Source organism: Methylobacterium symbioticum, assembly GCF_902141845.1.
In the GTDB taxonomy this organism is placed as follows: domain Bacteria; phylum Pseudomonadota; class Alphaproteobacteria; order Rhizobiales; family Beijerinckiaceae; genus Methylobacterium; species Methylobacterium symbioticum.
The window spans coordinates 1-14,581 of record NZ_CABFPH010000004.1 but is presented as its reverse complement, the minus strand read 5'-3'; the positions used below and the strand labels follow the sequence as shown (position 1 = coordinate 14,581).

Sequence of the window (14,581 nt, the reverse complement as noted above, 5' to 3'; positions counted from 1 at the left end):
GCAGGGAATGTCGGTGCTTGAGCGTCGACCGGACGATCCCACCGGCAAACGAGGTTCAGGTCCCACGCCCGGCAAGTCATTGATCGAATGTGAGGAAATTGAACCGCTGGCGCTCCCAAGGGGACTCGAACCCCTGTTTTCGCCGTGAGAGGGCGACGTCCTAGACCGCTAGACGATGGGAGCTTTCCTGCGGCGCGGGGTTCCTATAGCGACGCCCGAACGGGCGGGCAAGCCCGTATCGCAGCTTTTTCGAACCGGTTCGGAGAAACGGACGTGCAGCCAGGGGTGTCGGGCGCTGAGCGGCAGGGCGTGGTGGCGATGGATGCGGCGTCGGGCCGACTCGATCGGACGCTCGCGCAGATGTTCCCCGATCTCTCGCGTGCCCGGCTGCAGGATCTCGTCCGGGCGGGCCATGTGCGGCGCGACGGGGCCGTGGTGCTCGATCCCGCCCTCAAGGTCGGCCCGGGGGCGGCGCTGACCGTGACCGTCCCGGAGGCCGTGTCCGCGATCCCGCAAGGCGAGTCCCTCGCCCTCGCGATCCCCTACGAGGACGACGATCTCGTGGTGGTGGACAAGCCGGCGGGCCTCGTCGTCCATCCCGCGCCGGGACACGAGGAGGGAACCCTCGTGAACGCGCTCATCGCCCATTGCGGCGACAGCCTGTCGGGGATCGGCGGCGTGCGGCGGCCCGGCATCGTTCACCGCCTCGACAAGGATACGAGCGGTCTCATGGTCGTGGCCAAGAACGATGCCGCGCATCAGGGCCTCGCCGCCCAATTCGCCGACCATGGGCGCAGCGGCCCGCTGGAGCGCGCCTATCTCGCCCTCGCCTGGGGTATCCCGGAGCCGGCCCGCGGCACGATCTCCGCGGATCTCGCGCGCAGCCGCCACAACCGCGAGAAGATCGCGGTGGTGCGTCCCGGCGAGGGGCGCCACGCGGTGACGCACTATGCCGTCGAGGCGCGGTACGGCACCGCGAGCCTCGTCCGCTGCCGGCTGGAGACCGGCCGCACCCATCAGATCCGCGTGCACCTGGCCCATATCGGACATCCGCTTCTCGGCGATGCCGTCTACGGGGGGGCTTTCAAGACCAAGGCATCCCGGCTGCCCGAGGCGGCGCGCGCCGCGCTCGCCGCCCTGAATCGGCAGGCGTTGCATGCCGGACTCCTCGGATTCGCGCATCCGCGCACGGGTAAGCCTCTGCGGTTCGAGAGTCCGGCCCCGGCCGACCTCGCGCGACTCCTCGCAACCCTCGCCACGTAACCCCCCGGGTTGGGGCGCGAAGATCCGGGGGAGGGCGTTGCCATGGCAGCACAGTCAAGGCAGGCGTCGGGATAGGTGCGCTGGGACACCTCCCGCCGCGACCGTTCGTGGCAGGGTCAACCTCTTCAGGCCGTCACGCGTTGTTCACGACATTCGGGGCGTGGACCCGCTACCGGCCTGATGGCTTCCCCGGTACAGATGGGGATTCGGGAGGCCGGCTCAAGGAGCGGTCGTCCGCTTCACGCGTCCGCCCGATAGGGGGACCACTAAGGAGAGATGCATATGGCCGGCGCTTTGCCTGTGCTCGCCAACGAAGGTGGGCTATCGCGCTACCTCGACGAGATCCGCAAGTTTCCGATGCTGGAACCGTCGGAGGAATTCACGCTGGCGAAAGCTTGGCGTGATGCCGGCGACCGTGAGGCCGCTCACCGGTTGGTCACCTCGCACCTGCGCCTCGTTGCCAAGATCGCGATGGGCTATCGCGGCTACGGTTTGCCGATCGGCGAGGTCGTGTCCGAGGGCAATGTCGGCCTGATGCAGGCGGTCAAGCGCTTCGATCCGGATAAGGGCTTCCGGCTGGCTACCTACGCCATGTGGTGGATCAAGGCCGCGATCCAGGAATACATCCTACGCTCGTGGTCGCTCGTGAAGATGGGCACCACGGCCAACCAGAAGAAGCTCTTCTTCAACCTGCGCAAGGCCAAGGGCCGCATCTCGGCGCTCGACGAGGGCGATCTCAAACCCGATCAGGTCAAGCAGATCGCCACGCGCCTCGGGGTGCCGGAGCAGGACGTGGTCGAGATGAATCGGCGCCTGTCCGGCGACACCTCACTCAACGCCCCCTTACGCGAGGAGGGCGAGGGTGAGTGGCAGGACTGGCTCGTTGACAACAGCCCGAGCCAGGAGACCGTCCTGGTGCGCGAGGAGGAGGGCCAAAACCGACTCACCGCGCTGCGGGACGCCCTTGGCGTCCTGAACCCACGCGAGCGTCGCATCTTCGAGGCGCGCCGGCTCGCCGATGACCCGATCACCCTTGAGGATCTCTCGGGCGAGTTTGGTGTCTCGCGCGAGCGTGTTCGTCAAATCGAGGTGCGCGCGTTCGAAAAAGTCCAAGAAGCGGTCAAGCGTAATCTCGCCGTGCGCGAGGCCGCTCATCCGAGTGCCTGATCAGCCTCTGTTCCTGAAGTAGCCGATCCCCTAGCTCCGCCGGGGGGGCGGCCATTGCCTGCAGTCGTCGGGATCTCTTTGGCCGTCCGCGCCGACCGAGGTCGCGGCGAGTCGAAGCATCGGGCCGATGTCGGAGGCAGATATCTGAGGTTTGAACCAATGACCGGTTCGGATACCTCATCTGGGCTATAGTCATATGTGTCCAAATTCCTGATGATGCTGGCGAAGCGGGATGCTTCGCCAACGAAAGCAATGATCATGGGAGGTTGGACATGTCGCGGAACTTCCTCATTTCGATTGTCGCTCTGCCGGCTCTGACGCTCGCATCGCCGGCCATTGCGATGCCGATGTCAGGCACCTTCGACACCCATGTCGGGAAGCAGGATGTCCGACCGCTCGGATCACCCGATCGGTTGGAGATTCAGCAAAGTGGATCCGGCATCAACCGCAGTCCAGGATTGCCGCTCGACGGAGCTGCCGTCGGCATCAGCGAGATCGTGGTCCTGAAGCGTGGAAATGGGCCGGTTCAGGGTACGATCACTTTCAACACGCCTGCTGGCTCGACCGTCAGCAGCTATTCAGGACGGGTGACCACCGATGCCCAGGGCCGCATGACCGCGCAAGGCCGGTTCAAAACGCGGGACGCCAACGGTGCCTTCACCGGCCTGAAGGGCAGCGGCACCTTCTCGACGGTTTTCACCTCGAAGACCGATGCCGTCACGCAGTGGTCCGGTGAGTTCGCGCCACCGACAGCTCAGTTGTCGAGCCGCTGAGAGCCGAGCGCCCGACGGCCAATCGCCCGCAGACGTGGTGCCGGACGGTTGTGGTTCGTCCTGATTGCCGGCTGGCATAAGATCTCGTTAACCATACTGGCGTAGCGCAGATTTCAGGCTGCCGGTCACCGTCTCAACACCGGGGCAGCGTTCATCGGCGATCCGAGCCCCACCCGCGCTCGGGTCGCCTTTTCGGTTCGGATGACCGCGAGCGATCGGAGGCCTCCGTGACGTCGCTGGGTCCCCTATCAAACGCCCGTGTGTCGCGGCTGACCGAGCGATGATTTGTCGCGACAAAGGCTTGGCCGTCGTCTACGTAGGAACTGCGGAGACTTGGCATCGCGAGTTCTCGCCGAACTCCCGTCGCGTCGTTGCGTGACGACGGCGGGCTTTTGATGCTCGGGAGTCGTGTGCGATGCTCGCGGGCCGCTTCGGTGCGGATCGGAGGGGGCCATGAGAGCGGTAATCGCGATCGCTGTTGTGGCATTAAGCATTATACCAGCTCATGCCCAATCGAAGCGGCCTGTGCTCTGCGTCGAGGATTCTGCTGTCGGTCTGGGTAATAGCATCGAGGGCGATGACATCAAGCCAGCCGTCTTCGTCAGGCAAACTTTCTCTCTGACGGTCAGCGGCGATTATATGACCCTGATCTCCTCAGGTCGATCCGAATTCTATGAATGTTCGGCTGCAAATCCTCGATTGAACGAAGGGCGACCGCGCAACACGATCAAGTGTCAGAATGGCATATATTTCATCACACTGGATCTGAATCGCAACCGGTTCGTCAGAGCTCAGCTGAACCCTGAGGACCGCGCCGCGGTGCGTGTGAGCTACGGCTCGTGCAAGCCGATCTGAGGGGAGTTGCCGACATAGGAAGCTCACCACCGGAATCGATCCCAGTGCTGCTCCATCGCGGGGGGGCGCGATGAAACGAGAGCGATGGTCTTGTCGCCGATCACTGCGCGATCAAGGCTGGTTCTATTCTAGGCGCATCAGCACGGCCGCGTAGCCCACGATGACGAATAGCGTCAGCGCGATCAGAATCGGATATCGTCCGCTCGATAGGCGGCGACGTATGGCGTCGGTGTTTTTGCTCATCGTTATCGACTCCGCGATTCCCGATGGCTCCCCAGCGCCTCACCCGGATTTTAAGGCAGATTAACCTCTATTGTCATTAGCGGTCGGTACGATCCGGGCGGTCGGCTGCCTTCGCCGCGCTCAGTCCGGAAGCGCGAAGACGGTGAGCTGGCCGCCCGTCGCCGTGTATTGCGACAGCGCCGCGTAGCCGCCGACCGCACCCGATCCGTCCGCTGGGTCGGTGAGCCCGGCTGCGAGGCCGATCCCTGCCCAGCCGCCGACGCCCGAGAGCACCGCGACGTACTGCCGGCCGCCATGCTGGTAGGTCGTCACATTGCCGACGATGCCCGAGGGGGTCTTGAACCGGTACAATTCCCGGCCCGTCAGTGCATCGACCGCTTTCAGGTAGCCCTCGAGGGTCCCGTAAAAGACGACGCCGCCGGCCGTGGCGAGTGCGCCCGACCAGACCGAAAATGTCTCGGGGATCGACCAGATGATCCGGCCCGCCGCGCCGTCCCAGGCGATGAACGCGCCGGTATGGCTATCGCCAGCCGGAGGATGGAGCGCCAGCGTCGCGCCGACATAGGGCTGGCCCAGCACGTAGCTCACACGGAAGGGCTCGTAGTCCATGCACATGTGGTTCGTCGGCACATAGAACAGCCCCGTCGTCGGCGCGTAGGCGGCCGGTTGCTGGTTCTTCGCGCCGAGCGCGCCAGGACAGATCCCCGTGGTGGTCTCGTCCTCACCAGCTTCCTCAGGAGCGTAGCGCTTCTCGACAACGGGCCGCCCGTAGGCGGAGCTCGCCGGGTTCTGCTCGATGCGACGTGCCCAGTTGACGCTCGAATCGAATTTCTCTGCCACGAGCAGAGCACCCGTCCCACGATCGAGGGTGTAGCCGAAGCCGTTGCGGTCGAAATGCGTCAGGAGACGGCGCCGCTCGCCGCCGATCTCCTGCTCGGTCAGGATCATCTCGTTGACGCCATCGTAATCCCACTGGTCATGGGGCGTCATCTGATAGGCCCACCGGGCCATGCCCGTATCCGCGTCGCGGGCCAGGATCGCCATCGCCCACTTGTTGTCGCCGGGGCGCTGGGTCGGGTTCCAGGTCGAGGGATTGCCGGTGCCGTAATAGACGAGGTTCAGATCCGGATCGTAGGAGAACCAGCCCCAGCTGCAGCCGCCGCCGATGCGCCACTGGTCTCCCTCCCAACTTCCCACCGAGGAATCTGGCCCGACGGGTCGCCCGAGGGCGGTGGTCCGTTCCGGATCGAACAGGATGTCGGCGTCCGGCCCTGTCGCGTAGGCGCGCCAGATCCGCCGCCCGGTCGTCTGATCATAGGCCGTGACGTGACAGCGGGCGCCGTACTCGCCGCCTGAGATGCCGACGATCAGCTTGTCCTTGACGGGCAGCACCGTCGCCGTGTTGGTCTCGCCGCGGGCCGGGTCGCCGTTCCGCACCGACCAGAGGACCCGGCCACTGCCGGGATCGAGGGCGACGAGCGTGGTGTCGGCCTGATGCAGGAACAGACGCCCGTTGGCGTAGGCGAGGCCGCGATAGACCGTGTCACAGCACATTACCGGGATCACACCCGCATCCTGTCGCGGGCTGTAGCGCCAGAGGATCCGCCCGTCATGGTCGAGGTCGAGGGCATAGACCGTGTTCGGAAACGGTGTGTGGACGTACATCACCGAGCCGACGACGATCGGCGCGCCCTCATGGCCGCGCAACACGCCCGTGGAGAAGGTCCAGGCCACCTTGAGCCGGCCCACATTGCCCGCGTCGATCTGGTCGAAGGGCGAGAAGCGAGTGTTCGCGTAATCGAGGGTCTGCAGGATCGGGCCGTCCGCGGGCTCGGCCCATGCTGATGCCGCGATGCTCAGAAGAGTGAGCGCAGCGAGCAGGAACGTCGGACAGGTCGGGCGGCTTGGCACGGTGACGGACCTCCGGAACATGGCGGACCCATGCCTTCTGCGAGGCCGCCCCGGCAAGAGCGTGGCTGTGCTTGCAGCGATCAGGCCGAGGGTTCGGACAGGCGAGCCCGGTGCCGTTCCAGGGTGTTGAGCAGGATCGGCATGAAGGCCGAGCCTGCGTCGAGTTCCGCTACGGCGCGCTCCATCTGGCCGAGGGCCTCCGCTTGGGAGCCGAGGCCCTCGAACGGTGTGAGATAGGCCCAGATCGCCGCATCGGCCTCACCCGCATTGGCCGGCTGCTCGGCCACCAGCAGATCCTCGAAGATCCTTAGGGCTTCCTGAAGATGTGTCATCTCGACGGCTCGCGAATGGCGTGATCGGTGCAGCGCAGCCTGCGGGCGGGTTCGCCACGAATATCCCGGTCGCCAAGTCCGGCATGATCCAGGGTTGAGGGCAATGCAGGTCCCGCGTTGCGCTCCAAATCCGCACTGTCGCTTAAGTCGGGAGCCAAGCCTCCAGAATTTCCGAAGTCGGCGCGACCTCGATCTGCGCGCCGTACCGGCTGCAATAGAGAGTCACCGTCGCATCGTAGGTCTCGTCGGCGGAGCTGCATACGGCGTCGGCCGCGATAATCACCCGCTGGCCGCGATCGACCGCTCCGAGGACCGTGGCAAGGACGCAGACATCGGTCTCGCCGCCCGTGACGACGACGGTCTCCACCTCCGATAGGAGTGCTTCGAAGCCGGGCTCGATCCACGGTGAATAGGTTCGCTTGTCGAAGACACGGGCCGGCGGCACCAGATCAGCGAGGCTCGGCAGCAGATCGACCATGTCGGCGGGGAGTCTCTCCAGGGTCATGTTGGGCCAGCGCTCGTAGTAGCGCCGCCACGTCCCGGCACAGGCCGCGGCGCTCTCCGCTGGAACGAAGCGGGTGAAGATCGTGCGTTGGGCATGGCTCGAGGCGATCCGCTCAATCGCCGGCAGAACTTGGCGCAGCCAGGGTGTGTGCCAGTCGGTCTCTTCCGCGAACATGCGTTGCGCATCGACGCAGAGATGAACCGTCCGCTTGCCCAAGGGGCCAAAGCGTAGTCCCAAACCCGACTGCATCGCGACAATCGTCTCCTTCGGTGGTGGCCCCCATGGATTTGAGGGCCGGCTTCGCGCCGTCCAGGCGTGCCCGCTCCAGCCGTCTCGCGCATGAGCCTACCCCACCCATTGCACCGTAGGCCCACCGAGCGTGTCCCATCCGCAGGCGACGTGTGGCGACGCCTGTTCATCGGCGGTCATCGGAAGGGCCGGCACGCAGAGGTTGTGTTGGTCCCTTTGTCTGAGCTTGGATGAAACGGGCAAGGCAAACCGTCAGTGCTAGGAATTGAACTTCATGGCGCTCAGGCGGTTCCTGGCAATCTGAAGCAACTGTCAGATCAGAACGCCACGGTGTTGATTTTTGCTGTGTGCGGCCGAGGTTGCCTGAGCGTAGTTGATCTGGATCAATGAGCATCCCTCAAAAAGCCGTGCAGGTGTACGCGACAGAGGGGCAAAAATTATCAAGTTTTTGGAGGTTCTCCGTTCCGTATCTGCGCAGATATGCCATTTATATTCCGACAACGGTGCGTCGGCTCCGTCCTGGGCCGGCCGCGGAATGAGCGGCTCCCGCGCGCGGCCGATGGATGAGGAGGCTGCGGCGATGGATAGCGGCGGAATCTTATCCGGCTGCCACGTACTTGTGGTGGAAGACGACTATTTCATCATGGATGACCTCAGACACGGTCTGGAGCGTCATGGCGCCACCGTGCTCGGACCGGCCAGCAATGTCGCGGACGCGCTCGACATCGCTGGTGCGACTCAACGGATCGACGCCGCCGTCCTCGACATCAACCTGCAGGGCGAGATGGCATTTGCCGTCGCCGACGCCCTTCGCGCGCGTGGCGTGCCGATCGTCTTCGCCACCGGATATGATCGCGGGATCCTTCCGGCCGCGGATTGCCGGACGATCCATTGTCAGAAGCCGGTCGAACCAGAGGCGGTGGCGCGGGCGCTGGCCGCTTGCGCGATGCGGCGGGCGGACGAGGTCGTGCCGGGCTGACCATCGGTGCGCTCTCGGCATCTCTGTGATGCCGGGAGACGACCCGCGCTGCGTCCCCGAAGGCCGTGGACGCTCGCCGGCGGGCCGATCTGCGACCCACTGGCGAAGCGGCAAGACAGCGGTGAAGATCCGTCTCAGGTCGGCCGCTCCGACAGGGTGCGGCGGGCGACGATCAGAGACAGGGTGAGGTTCAGCGCGGCGATCCCCAGCATGATGTCGAGCAGAGCGTCGAGGCCGAGCCAGTCCGAAAGGGCACCGCAGGCCACCGGCGTCGCCGCTTGTCCGAACAGGGGGAGGCGTGCCAGCCGGCCCATCACTGCGGCGTAATCCTGCTGGCCGTAGAGGGCGAGCGGCAGCGTGCCGCGCACCACCGTGCGCATGCCGTTGCCGGCTCCGTAGAGAATGATGGCGAGCCAGGCGAGGCCGGGGGCGACGGCGAGCAGCAACAGGCCGAGTGCCACGCTGCCGCTCGAGACGAGCAGCGCCCAGATCGGGTGCGCCCCCCGCCCGAAGGCAAGTTCCAGGATGCGCGCGCCGACCTGCGACGGTCCGATCAGGGCGCTCAGGGCCACCGCTGTTCCGGCCGCGATGCCTTGGGCCTGGAGGAGCAGCAGCAATTGCACGGAAACCGCGGTCATCAGAACGGCCGCCGTGGTGAAAGTGACGGCGAGGACCCGCTCGCCGGGCAGCCGGGCCGGTGCGGTGGGCAGGGCGAGCGTCGCGGCGGCGACAGCGGGAACGGGCTCCGCACGCGCCTGTCGGGGAAGCGCCCAGGCGAAGAGGGGCGCTACCACGGCCACCGAGAGAGCCGCGTAGGTGAAGCAGGCGCCGCGCCAGCCGATCTGGGCCACCATGGCGCTGGTGGCCGGCCAGCACAGGGTGACGGCGAAGCCGGAGGCGATGGCGATCTGGGTCATCGCGCCCCGCGCCGCCGATCCGTAGGCCTGGCCGATCGCCGCGAAGAGCGGGTCGTAGAGCGCGCCCGCCATTCCGAGGCCCATTACCGTCCAGGCGAGCAGGAAGACCGGCAGGTTCGGCGCGACGCCCATCAGGACGAGACCGCCCGCCATGGTCAGCGTGCCCGCGATCAGCACCGGGCGGCCGCCGTGCCGCCGGATCATGCGCCCGACCCAGGGCGAGAGCAGGCCGGAGATCAAGATGGCCAGCGACAGGGCGCCCACCACGATCGCCTGCGGCCAGCCGGTGCTCTGGACGATCGGATCGGCCACAACTGCGATCAGGAAGAAGGAGCCGCCCCACAGGATGATCTGCGTGATGCCGAGTGCCGCGTTCCTGGCAAGCGTGGGCGCGCCGCGCCGCGTGGCCTGGGCCGCATCGGGGGCAGGGTGGGACACGGCGGGGAAGCTCCGGACGGATCGGGGAGGGGAGGGCGCCTGAGTGGGCCCATCGACGCCCGCGCGCAACCTCCGGAGCGGTCCACCGGTACGATATAACTTTCCGATATGGTGCGCTGTCGGAGGTTGTATTGGCGCCGGACCGGGGCCTTCGCTAGGGCTCACCGACATCCAGAAGACGAGTGCGGCGCCGGCCCGGGACGGTTCCTCGCGTGCCGCGTTGCGCGCGGCCACCGGCAGGAGCCATCAGCGCCGCGACCGACAAGACGAGCCAGGGAGGAAGCGATGCAGACGATCGACGAGGGTCGGCATCAGGACATCCGCGACGCGGTGCGCGCGCTCTGCGCCGAGTTCCCGGCTGAGTATCACCGCAAGATCGACGAGGCCCGCGGCTATCCGGAGGCTTTCGTCGAGGCGCTGACCAAGGCCGGCTGGATGGCCGCCCTCATTCCCGAAGAGTACGGCGGCTCGGGCCTCGGGCTCACGGAAGCCTCCGTGATCATGGAAGAGATCAACCGCTCCGGCGGCAATTCCGGCGCCTGCCATGGGCAGATGTACAACATGAACACACTGGTGCGGCACGGCTCGGAAGAGCAGCGCCGGCGCTACCTGCCCAAGATCGCGGCTGGGGAACTGCGCCTGCAGTCGATGGGCGTGACCGAGCCGACGGCGGGCACCGACACCACCAAGATCAAGACCACCGCCGTGCGCAAGGGGGACCGCTGGGTGATCAACGGCCAGAAGGTCTGGATCTCGCGCATCCAGCACTCCGACCTGATGATCCTCTTGGCCCGCACCACGCCGCTCGACCAAGTGCGCAAGAAGTCGGAAGGGCTGTCGATCTTCCTCGTGGACCTGCACGAGGCGCAGAGGAAGGGCATGAGCGTGCGGCCCATCCTCAACATGGTCAACCACGAGACCAACGAGCTGTTCTTCGACGACCTCGAGATCCCGGCCGAGAATCTGATCGGCGAGGAGGGCCAGGGCTTCAAGTACATCCTGACCGGGCTCAACGCCGAGCGGGTGCTGATCGCGGCCGAGTGCATCGGCGACGGCTACTGGTTCATCGACAAGGTCTCGGCTTATGCGAAGGAACGCACGGTGTTCGGCCGCCCGATCGGTCAGAACCAGGGCGTGCAGTTCCCGATCGCGGAGAGTTTCATCGAGGTCGAGGCGGCGAACCTGATGCGCTACGAGGCCTGCCGCCGCTACGATGCAGGCGAGCCCTGCGGGGCGCAGGCCAACATGGCCAAGTACCTGGCCGCCAAAGCGAGCTGGGAGGCGGCCAATGCCTGCATCCAGTTCCACGGCGGCTTCGGCTTCGCGGCGGAGTACGATGTGGAGCGCAAGTTCCGCGAGACGCGCCTCTATCAGGTGGCGCCGATCTCCACGAACCTGATCCTCTCCTACGTCGCCGAGCACATCCTCGGCCTGCCCCGGTCCTTCTGACGGGGCCCGTCCGGGCTGATCCGCGGCCGGGTGCGATTGACGCCCCGGCCGCGATCCCCGACAAGGCGCGCCCACGACGTCTCTTGTCCGGCGGCGCCGCCGGTTCGGCGGCCGATGCTGTTCAACTCCTTCGTCTTCCTCCTGGCCTTCCTGCCGGCGGCCCTCGCGCTGCATGGGCTCGCCGAGCGCTACCGCCCCGCCTGGCGGCTGCCGGTCCTCGTCGGCCTGTCCTTCGTATTCTACGGCTGGTGGGACCCGCGCTTCGTGCCGCTTCTGGCGGCTTCGATCCTGCTGAACTGGGGGATCGCCCGCGCCTTCCTCAAGGCACCGCGGCCCTGGCTGATTCCGGGGGCGATCGCGGGCAACCTCCTGGTGCTCGCCCTCTTCAAGTATCTCGACTTCTTCGCCGATCTCGCGGACCTCCTGCCGGGGATCGACCTCGCGCGGCCCGGCTGGGTGCTGCCGCTCGGCATCTCCTTCTTCACCTTCCACCACATCATGTACCTGACGGACCTGAGGGCCGGCCGCGCGCCGGGCTTCGGGCTCGTGAAATACGCTCTCTACATCGCCTTCTTCCCGCAGGTTCTCGCCGGCCCGCTCGTGCGCTGGAGCGAGATCATGCACCAGTTCGACGAGCGCCCCTACGCGCGGCCGGATGCGGCGGAGCGGGTCGGGCGCGGGCTGATGCTGCTCACCGTCGGGCTCGCCAAGAAGGTCTTTCTCGGCGATCCGCTGGCGGCCTACGTCAACCCGGTCTTCCAGGCGGCGGAGGCGGGGCGCGTGGTGGGCGCGGGCGAGGCCTGGCAGGCGGTGCTCGGCTTCACCTTCCAGATCTATTTCGACTTCTCCGGCTACACCGACATGGCGCTCGGCATCGCGCTCCTGTTCGGCGTCGTGCTGCCGCAGAACTTCGACGTGCCCTACCGCGCCACGAGCCTGCGCGAGTTCTGGCGCCGCTGGCACATGACCCTGTCGCGCTTCCTGCGCGACTACCTCTACATCCCGATGGGCGGGAACCGGCGCGGGCTCGGCATCCAGGTCGGCGCGCTGTTCGCCACCATGGCGCTCGGCGGTCTCTGGCACGGGGCGGGCCTCACCTTCGTGGCCTGGGGGGCGCTCCACGGGCTCGGCCTCGGGGCCGGCACGCTCTGGCGGCGCGCCCGGCTGCCGATGCCGGCACTCGCCGGCTGGACGCTCACCAGCCTGTTCGTGGTGCTGACCTGGGTGCTGTTCCGGGCCGGCAGCTTCGGGGGGGCGCTGCGCATCTACGAGGGACTCCTCGGCCTCGGGCCCACGGGTTCCGGCTTCAAGTGGCGGGCGATCGCCGCCGCGGCCCTGGTCGCGATGGTCGGCCCCACCGCCTGGACCGCCGTGCACCGCCTGCCGCCCCGTCGCGGCCTCGCCATCCTGTTCGGGCTCCTGTTCGTGGTTGTGCTCCTGAAGATCGGGGACGATGCGAACTACGAGTTCATCTACTTCCAGTTCTGACGCGATGGCGGTCCCTCCCTCCGGTCCGGACGCCGCCTGGGGCCGCTTCGTGCGGGGCTTCCTCGTCTCCGCGCTCTGCCTGGTCGCGGGCTACCTCGTGCTGGCCTTCGCGCTCGACCCCTATGACAGCGGGCGCTCGCCTCTCGGCACGGTGGGCATCCGCCCGCAGGGGCCGCGCACCGCCGCCGCGAGCCGCGGGCGCGACCCTGCCTTCCAGGGCGCGATCATCGGCAACTCGCACATCCAGCTCATCGAGCCGGAGCGGCTGAGCGGGCTCACCGGCATCCCCTTCGTACAGCTCGCGATTCCCGCCACCGGGCCCGGCGAGCAGTTCGTCGTCCTCGACTGGTTCCTGCGCCATCACCCGGATCCGAAGGCGATCGTGCTGGCACCGGACGATTTCTGGTGCGGCGACGATCCGGCCTTTCGCAACGACAAGCCCTTCCCGTTCTGGCTCTTCGCGGCCGACCTGCCGAGCTACCTGCGCGGGCTGATGCGCTACGCCGTGGCCCAGGAGGTGATCGAGCGGATCGGCTGGCTGACGCGCCGGCGCCGCCCGCTTGCCCGCGCCGACGGCTGGTGGGACTACGAGCCGGATTACCTGAGGCTCGGCTTCGGCGAGGAGGCGCACCGGGCGCCCTACCGCGACAAGCCGGTGCCGGACGGGCCCGAACCCGGACGAGCCGGGCCGTTCCCGGCGGCCGACGCCCTGCGGGCGGCGCTGCGCACGGTGCCGGCGCAGACGCCGGTCATCGCCGTGCTGCCCCCGGTCGCCCACGCCGCTCTGCCGCGGCCGGGCAGCCCGCGCGCGGCGGCGGAGGCCGCCTGCAAGGCCGCGATCGGCGCGGCGCTCGCGAGCCATCCGCGCAGCGCGCTCCTCGACTGGCGCCGCGACGGCCCGGAGGCGCGCGACCCGGACCTGTTCTTCGACGGGAGCCATTACCGGCACACGCTGGCGCGCCGGGTTGCCGACGACATCGCCGCGGCGCTCGCCCGGCTCCGGAGCCCGTGAGGCGTGGCCCGAATGCCACAGCGGCGCCCCGCAGGGGTCAGGAGCCGAAATCCGCTGCGCGACCGTGTCCGGGATGCCGCATCTGCGCGCGGCGTGATGTCCCGGGTCCGAACCTTGCGTTCGCCTCCGTTGTGGCAAGACGGCGCCTCGACTATACGGCACGGGTTCATGGCCGTCAGCAGGCACAGACGCGAGTGTGAGGGCGACACATGGCGAAGGTAACGCTGGAGGAAGGTTACACGCCTTCCGACGTCGAGCCCTTCATGAATGAAAGGCAGCGGGAGTACTTCCGGCGCAAGCTCTTGAGCTGGAAGAACGACATTCTCCGCGAGGCCCAGGACACGCTCGTCGCCTTGCAGAGCGAGAACGAGAACCATCCCGACATCGCCGACCGGGCCTCCTCTGAGACCGACCGGGCGATCGAGCTGCGGGCCCGGGACCGCCAGCGCAAGCTCACCGGCAAGATCGACGCCGCGCTTGCCCGCCTCGAGGACGGCTCCTACGGCTATTGCGAGGAGACCGGCGAGCCGATCTCTCTGAAGCGCCTCGATGCCCGCCCCATCGCCACCCTGTCGCTCGAAGCGCAGGAGCGCCACGAGCGCCGCGAGCGGGTCTATCGCGACGACTGAGCGTCCAGGCCCTGGGCGAGGGCCGCTCGCGGTGGTGGCCGGCGTCGCGTCAGGCACTTGTTCCGGGCTCCGCCCGCACCCGCGAGAGGGGTGACCCCTCTCGACACCCGGGACCCCACGCGGTTTCGGCTCCGCGCGTCGCCTGACGCCGGAGGCATGGCTGGAGGGAGACGCGGGACGCCGCGGAACCCAAACTGATGTGCGTACGGATACCGAGCTCCCCGGCGTCCCGCGGACGAGGGGGCCGCGTGTGGCCGGCCTCGTCCGTTTATCGTCGCGGTCTCTTGCTCACCTGCATCGACCCCGATCGTGGCGGACTGCGTAGCGCCGTTGCCCGGCTCGCCCAGCCTCACCCCGGCAGACTTGAAGCG

13 protein-coding genes and 1 tRNA gene are annotated in these 14,581 nt (G+C 67.4%); 9 read left to right on the top strand and 5 right to left on the bottom strand.

Translation table 11 applies throughout. From position 1 onward, the window contains the following. Window positions 1-107: 107 nt before the first annotated feature. A tRNA-Glu gene (locus MET9862_RS02530) sits at window positions 108-183 on the bottom strand. A 135-nt stretch (window positions 184-318) separates the two neighbouring features. Between MET9862_RS02530 and MET9862_RS02525 the strand changes: the two genes are divergently transcribed. The 4 genes from MET9862_RS02525 to MET9862_RS02510 all read left to right on the top strand — a co-directional run bounded on the left by MET9862_RS02525 (window position 319) and on the right by MET9862_RS02510 (window position 4,058). Beyond that, window positions 319-1,263, top strand: a complete 945-nt coding sequence (locus MET9862_RS02525) for an RluA family pseudouridine synthase (protein ID WP_142581638.1) — start codon at window positions 319-321, stop codon at window positions 1,261-1,263. A 282-nt stretch (window positions 1,264-1,545) separates the two neighbouring features. Then, window positions 1,546-2,430, top strand: a complete 885-nt coding sequence (rpoH, locus tag MET9862_RS02520; protein WP_142581541.1) for an RNA polymerase sigma factor RpoH — start codon at window positions 1,546-1,548, stop codon at window positions 2,428-2,430. Between the two features lie 272 nt (window positions 2,431-2,702). Next, window positions 2,703-3,203, top strand: coding sequence for a hypothetical protein (locus tag MET9862_RS02515; protein ID WP_142581540.1), 501 nt, complete (start codon window positions 2,703-2,705; stop codon window positions 3,201-3,203). Between the two features lie 453 nt (window positions 3,204-3,656). Beyond that, window positions 3,657-4,058, top strand: a complete 402-nt coding sequence (locus tag MET9862_RS02510) for a hypothetical protein (RefSeq protein WP_142581539.1) — start codon at window positions 3,657-3,659, stop codon at window positions 4,056-4,058. A gap of 363 nt (window positions 4,059-4,421) precedes the next feature. On the opposite strand, the gene MET9862_RS02505 is transcribed toward MET9862_RS02510, so the two are convergent. From MET9862_RS02505 to MET9862_RS02495, 3 genes are all read right to left on the bottom strand, one after another. Then, the gene (locus MET9862_RS02505; RefSeq protein WP_244612534.1) at window positions 4,422-6,161 is read right to left on the bottom strand and encodes a methanol/ethanol family PQQ-dependent dehydrogenase; all 1,740 of its coding nucleotides are present in this window, start codon (window positions 6,159-6,161) and stop codon (window positions 4,422-4,424) included. A gap of 131 nt (window positions 6,162-6,292) precedes the next feature. Next, on the bottom strand, window positions 6,293-6,544 hold the full coding sequence (locus MET9862_RS02500; RefSeq protein ID WP_142581537.1) for a hypothetical protein: 252 nt from the start codon (window positions 6,542-6,544) through the stop codon (window positions 6,293-6,295). Window positions 6,545-6,686: 142 nt separating this feature from the next. Continuing rightward, complete coding sequence (locus MET9862_RS02495) at window positions 6,687-7,298, bottom strand: cysteine hydrolase family protein (protein ID WP_142581536.1); 612 nt, start codon at window positions 7,296-7,298, stop codon at window positions 6,687-6,689. A gap of 373 nt (window positions 7,299-7,671) precedes the next feature. Here MET9862_RS02495 and MET9862_RS02490 point away from each other — a divergent pair, with 373 nt between their 5' ends. Continuing rightward, complete coding sequence (locus MET9862_RS02490) at window positions 7,672-8,277, top strand: response regulator (RefSeq protein ID WP_306438887.1); 606 nt, start codon at window positions 7,672-7,674, stop codon at window positions 8,275-8,277. Window positions 8,278-8,411: 134 nt separating this feature from the next. On the opposite strand, the gene MET9862_RS02485 is transcribed toward MET9862_RS02490, so the two are convergent. Continuing rightward, entirely contained in the window at window positions 8,412-9,632 is a 1,221-nt protein-coding gene (locus MET9862_RS02485; RefSeq protein WP_244612528.1) for an MFS transporter, read from the bottom strand. 285 nt (window positions 9,633-9,917) lie between these two features. On the opposite strand from MET9862_RS02485, the gene MET9862_RS02480 reads away from it, so the two are divergent. The 4 genes from MET9862_RS02480 to dksA all read left to right on the top strand — a co-directional run bounded on the left by MET9862_RS02480 (window position 9,918) and on the right by dksA (window position 14,210). Then, a complete protein-coding gene (locus MET9862_RS02480; RefSeq protein ID WP_142581535.1) occupies window positions 9,918-11,081 on the top strand; it encodes an acyl-CoA dehydrogenase family protein in 1,164 nt (387 codons plus the stop codon). A 114-nt stretch (window positions 11,082-11,195) separates the two neighbouring features. Continuing rightward, the gene (locus MET9862_RS02475; protein ID WP_142581534.1) at window positions 11,196-12,569 is read left to right on the top strand and encodes an MBOAT family O-acyltransferase; all 1,374 of its coding nucleotides are present in this window, start codon (window positions 11,196-11,198) and stop codon (window positions 12,567-12,569) included. Window positions 12,570-12,573: 4 nt separating this feature from the next. After that, the gene (locus MET9862_RS02470) at window positions 12,574-13,581 is read left to right on the top strand and encodes a hypothetical protein (protein WP_142581533.1); all 1,008 of its coding nucleotides are present in this window, start codon (window positions 12,574-12,576) and stop codon (window positions 13,579-13,581) included. A 209-nt stretch (window positions 13,582-13,790) separates the two neighbouring features. Continuing rightward, the gene (gene dksA / locus MET9862_RS02465) at window positions 13,791-14,210 is read left to right on the top strand and encodes an RNA polymerase-binding protein DksA (RefSeq protein WP_142581532.1); all 420 of its coding nucleotides are present in this window, start codon (window positions 13,791-13,793) and stop codon (window positions 14,208-14,210) included. The last annotated feature ends 371 nt before the right edge of the window (window positions 14,211-14,581 follow it).

What these genes read in the sequence shown, in the direction of transcription:
- rpoH (WP_142581541.1), top strand. Translation starts at nt 1,546, where the DNA reads ATGGCCGGCGCTTTGCCTGTGCTCGCCAACGAAGGTGGGCTATCGCGC.
- MET9862_RS02515 (WP_142581540.1), top strand. Translation starts at nt 2,703, where the DNA reads ATGTCGCGGAACTTCCTCATTTCGATTGTCGCTCTGCCGGCTCTGACG.
- dksA (WP_142581532.1), top strand. Translation starts at nt 13,791, where the DNA reads ATGGCGAAGGTAACGCTGGAGGAAGGTTACACGCCTTCCGACGTCGAG.
- MET9862_RS02500 (WP_142581537.1), bottom strand. Translation starts at nt 6,544, where the DNA reads ATGACACATCTTCAGGAAGCCCTAAGGATCTTCGAGGATCTGCTGGTG.
- MET9862_RS02495 (WP_142581536.1), bottom strand. Translation starts at nt 7,298, where the DNA reads ATGCAGTCGGGTTTGGGACTACGCTTTGGCCCCTTGGGCAAGCGGACG.
- MET9862_RS02525 (WP_142581638.1), top strand. Translation starts at nt 319, where the DNA reads ATGGATGCGGCGTCGGGCCGACTCGATCGGACGCTCGCGCAGATGTTC.
- MET9862_RS02470 (WP_142581533.1), top strand. Translation starts at nt 12,574, where the DNA reads ATGGCGGTCCCTCCCTCCGGTCCGGACGCCGCCTGGGGCCGCTTCGTG.
- MET9862_RS02510 (WP_142581539.1), top strand. Translation starts at nt 3,657, where the DNA reads ATGAGAGCGGTAATCGCGATCGCTGTTGTGGCATTAAGCATTATACCA.
- MET9862_RS02475 (WP_142581534.1), top strand. Translation starts at nt 11,196, where the DNA reads ATGCTGTTCAACTCCTTCGTCTTCCTCCTGGCCTTCCTGCCGGCGGCC.
- MET9862_RS02480 (WP_142581535.1), top strand. Translation starts at nt 9,918, where the DNA reads ATGCAGACGATCGACGAGGGTCGGCATCAGGACATCCGCGACGCGGTG.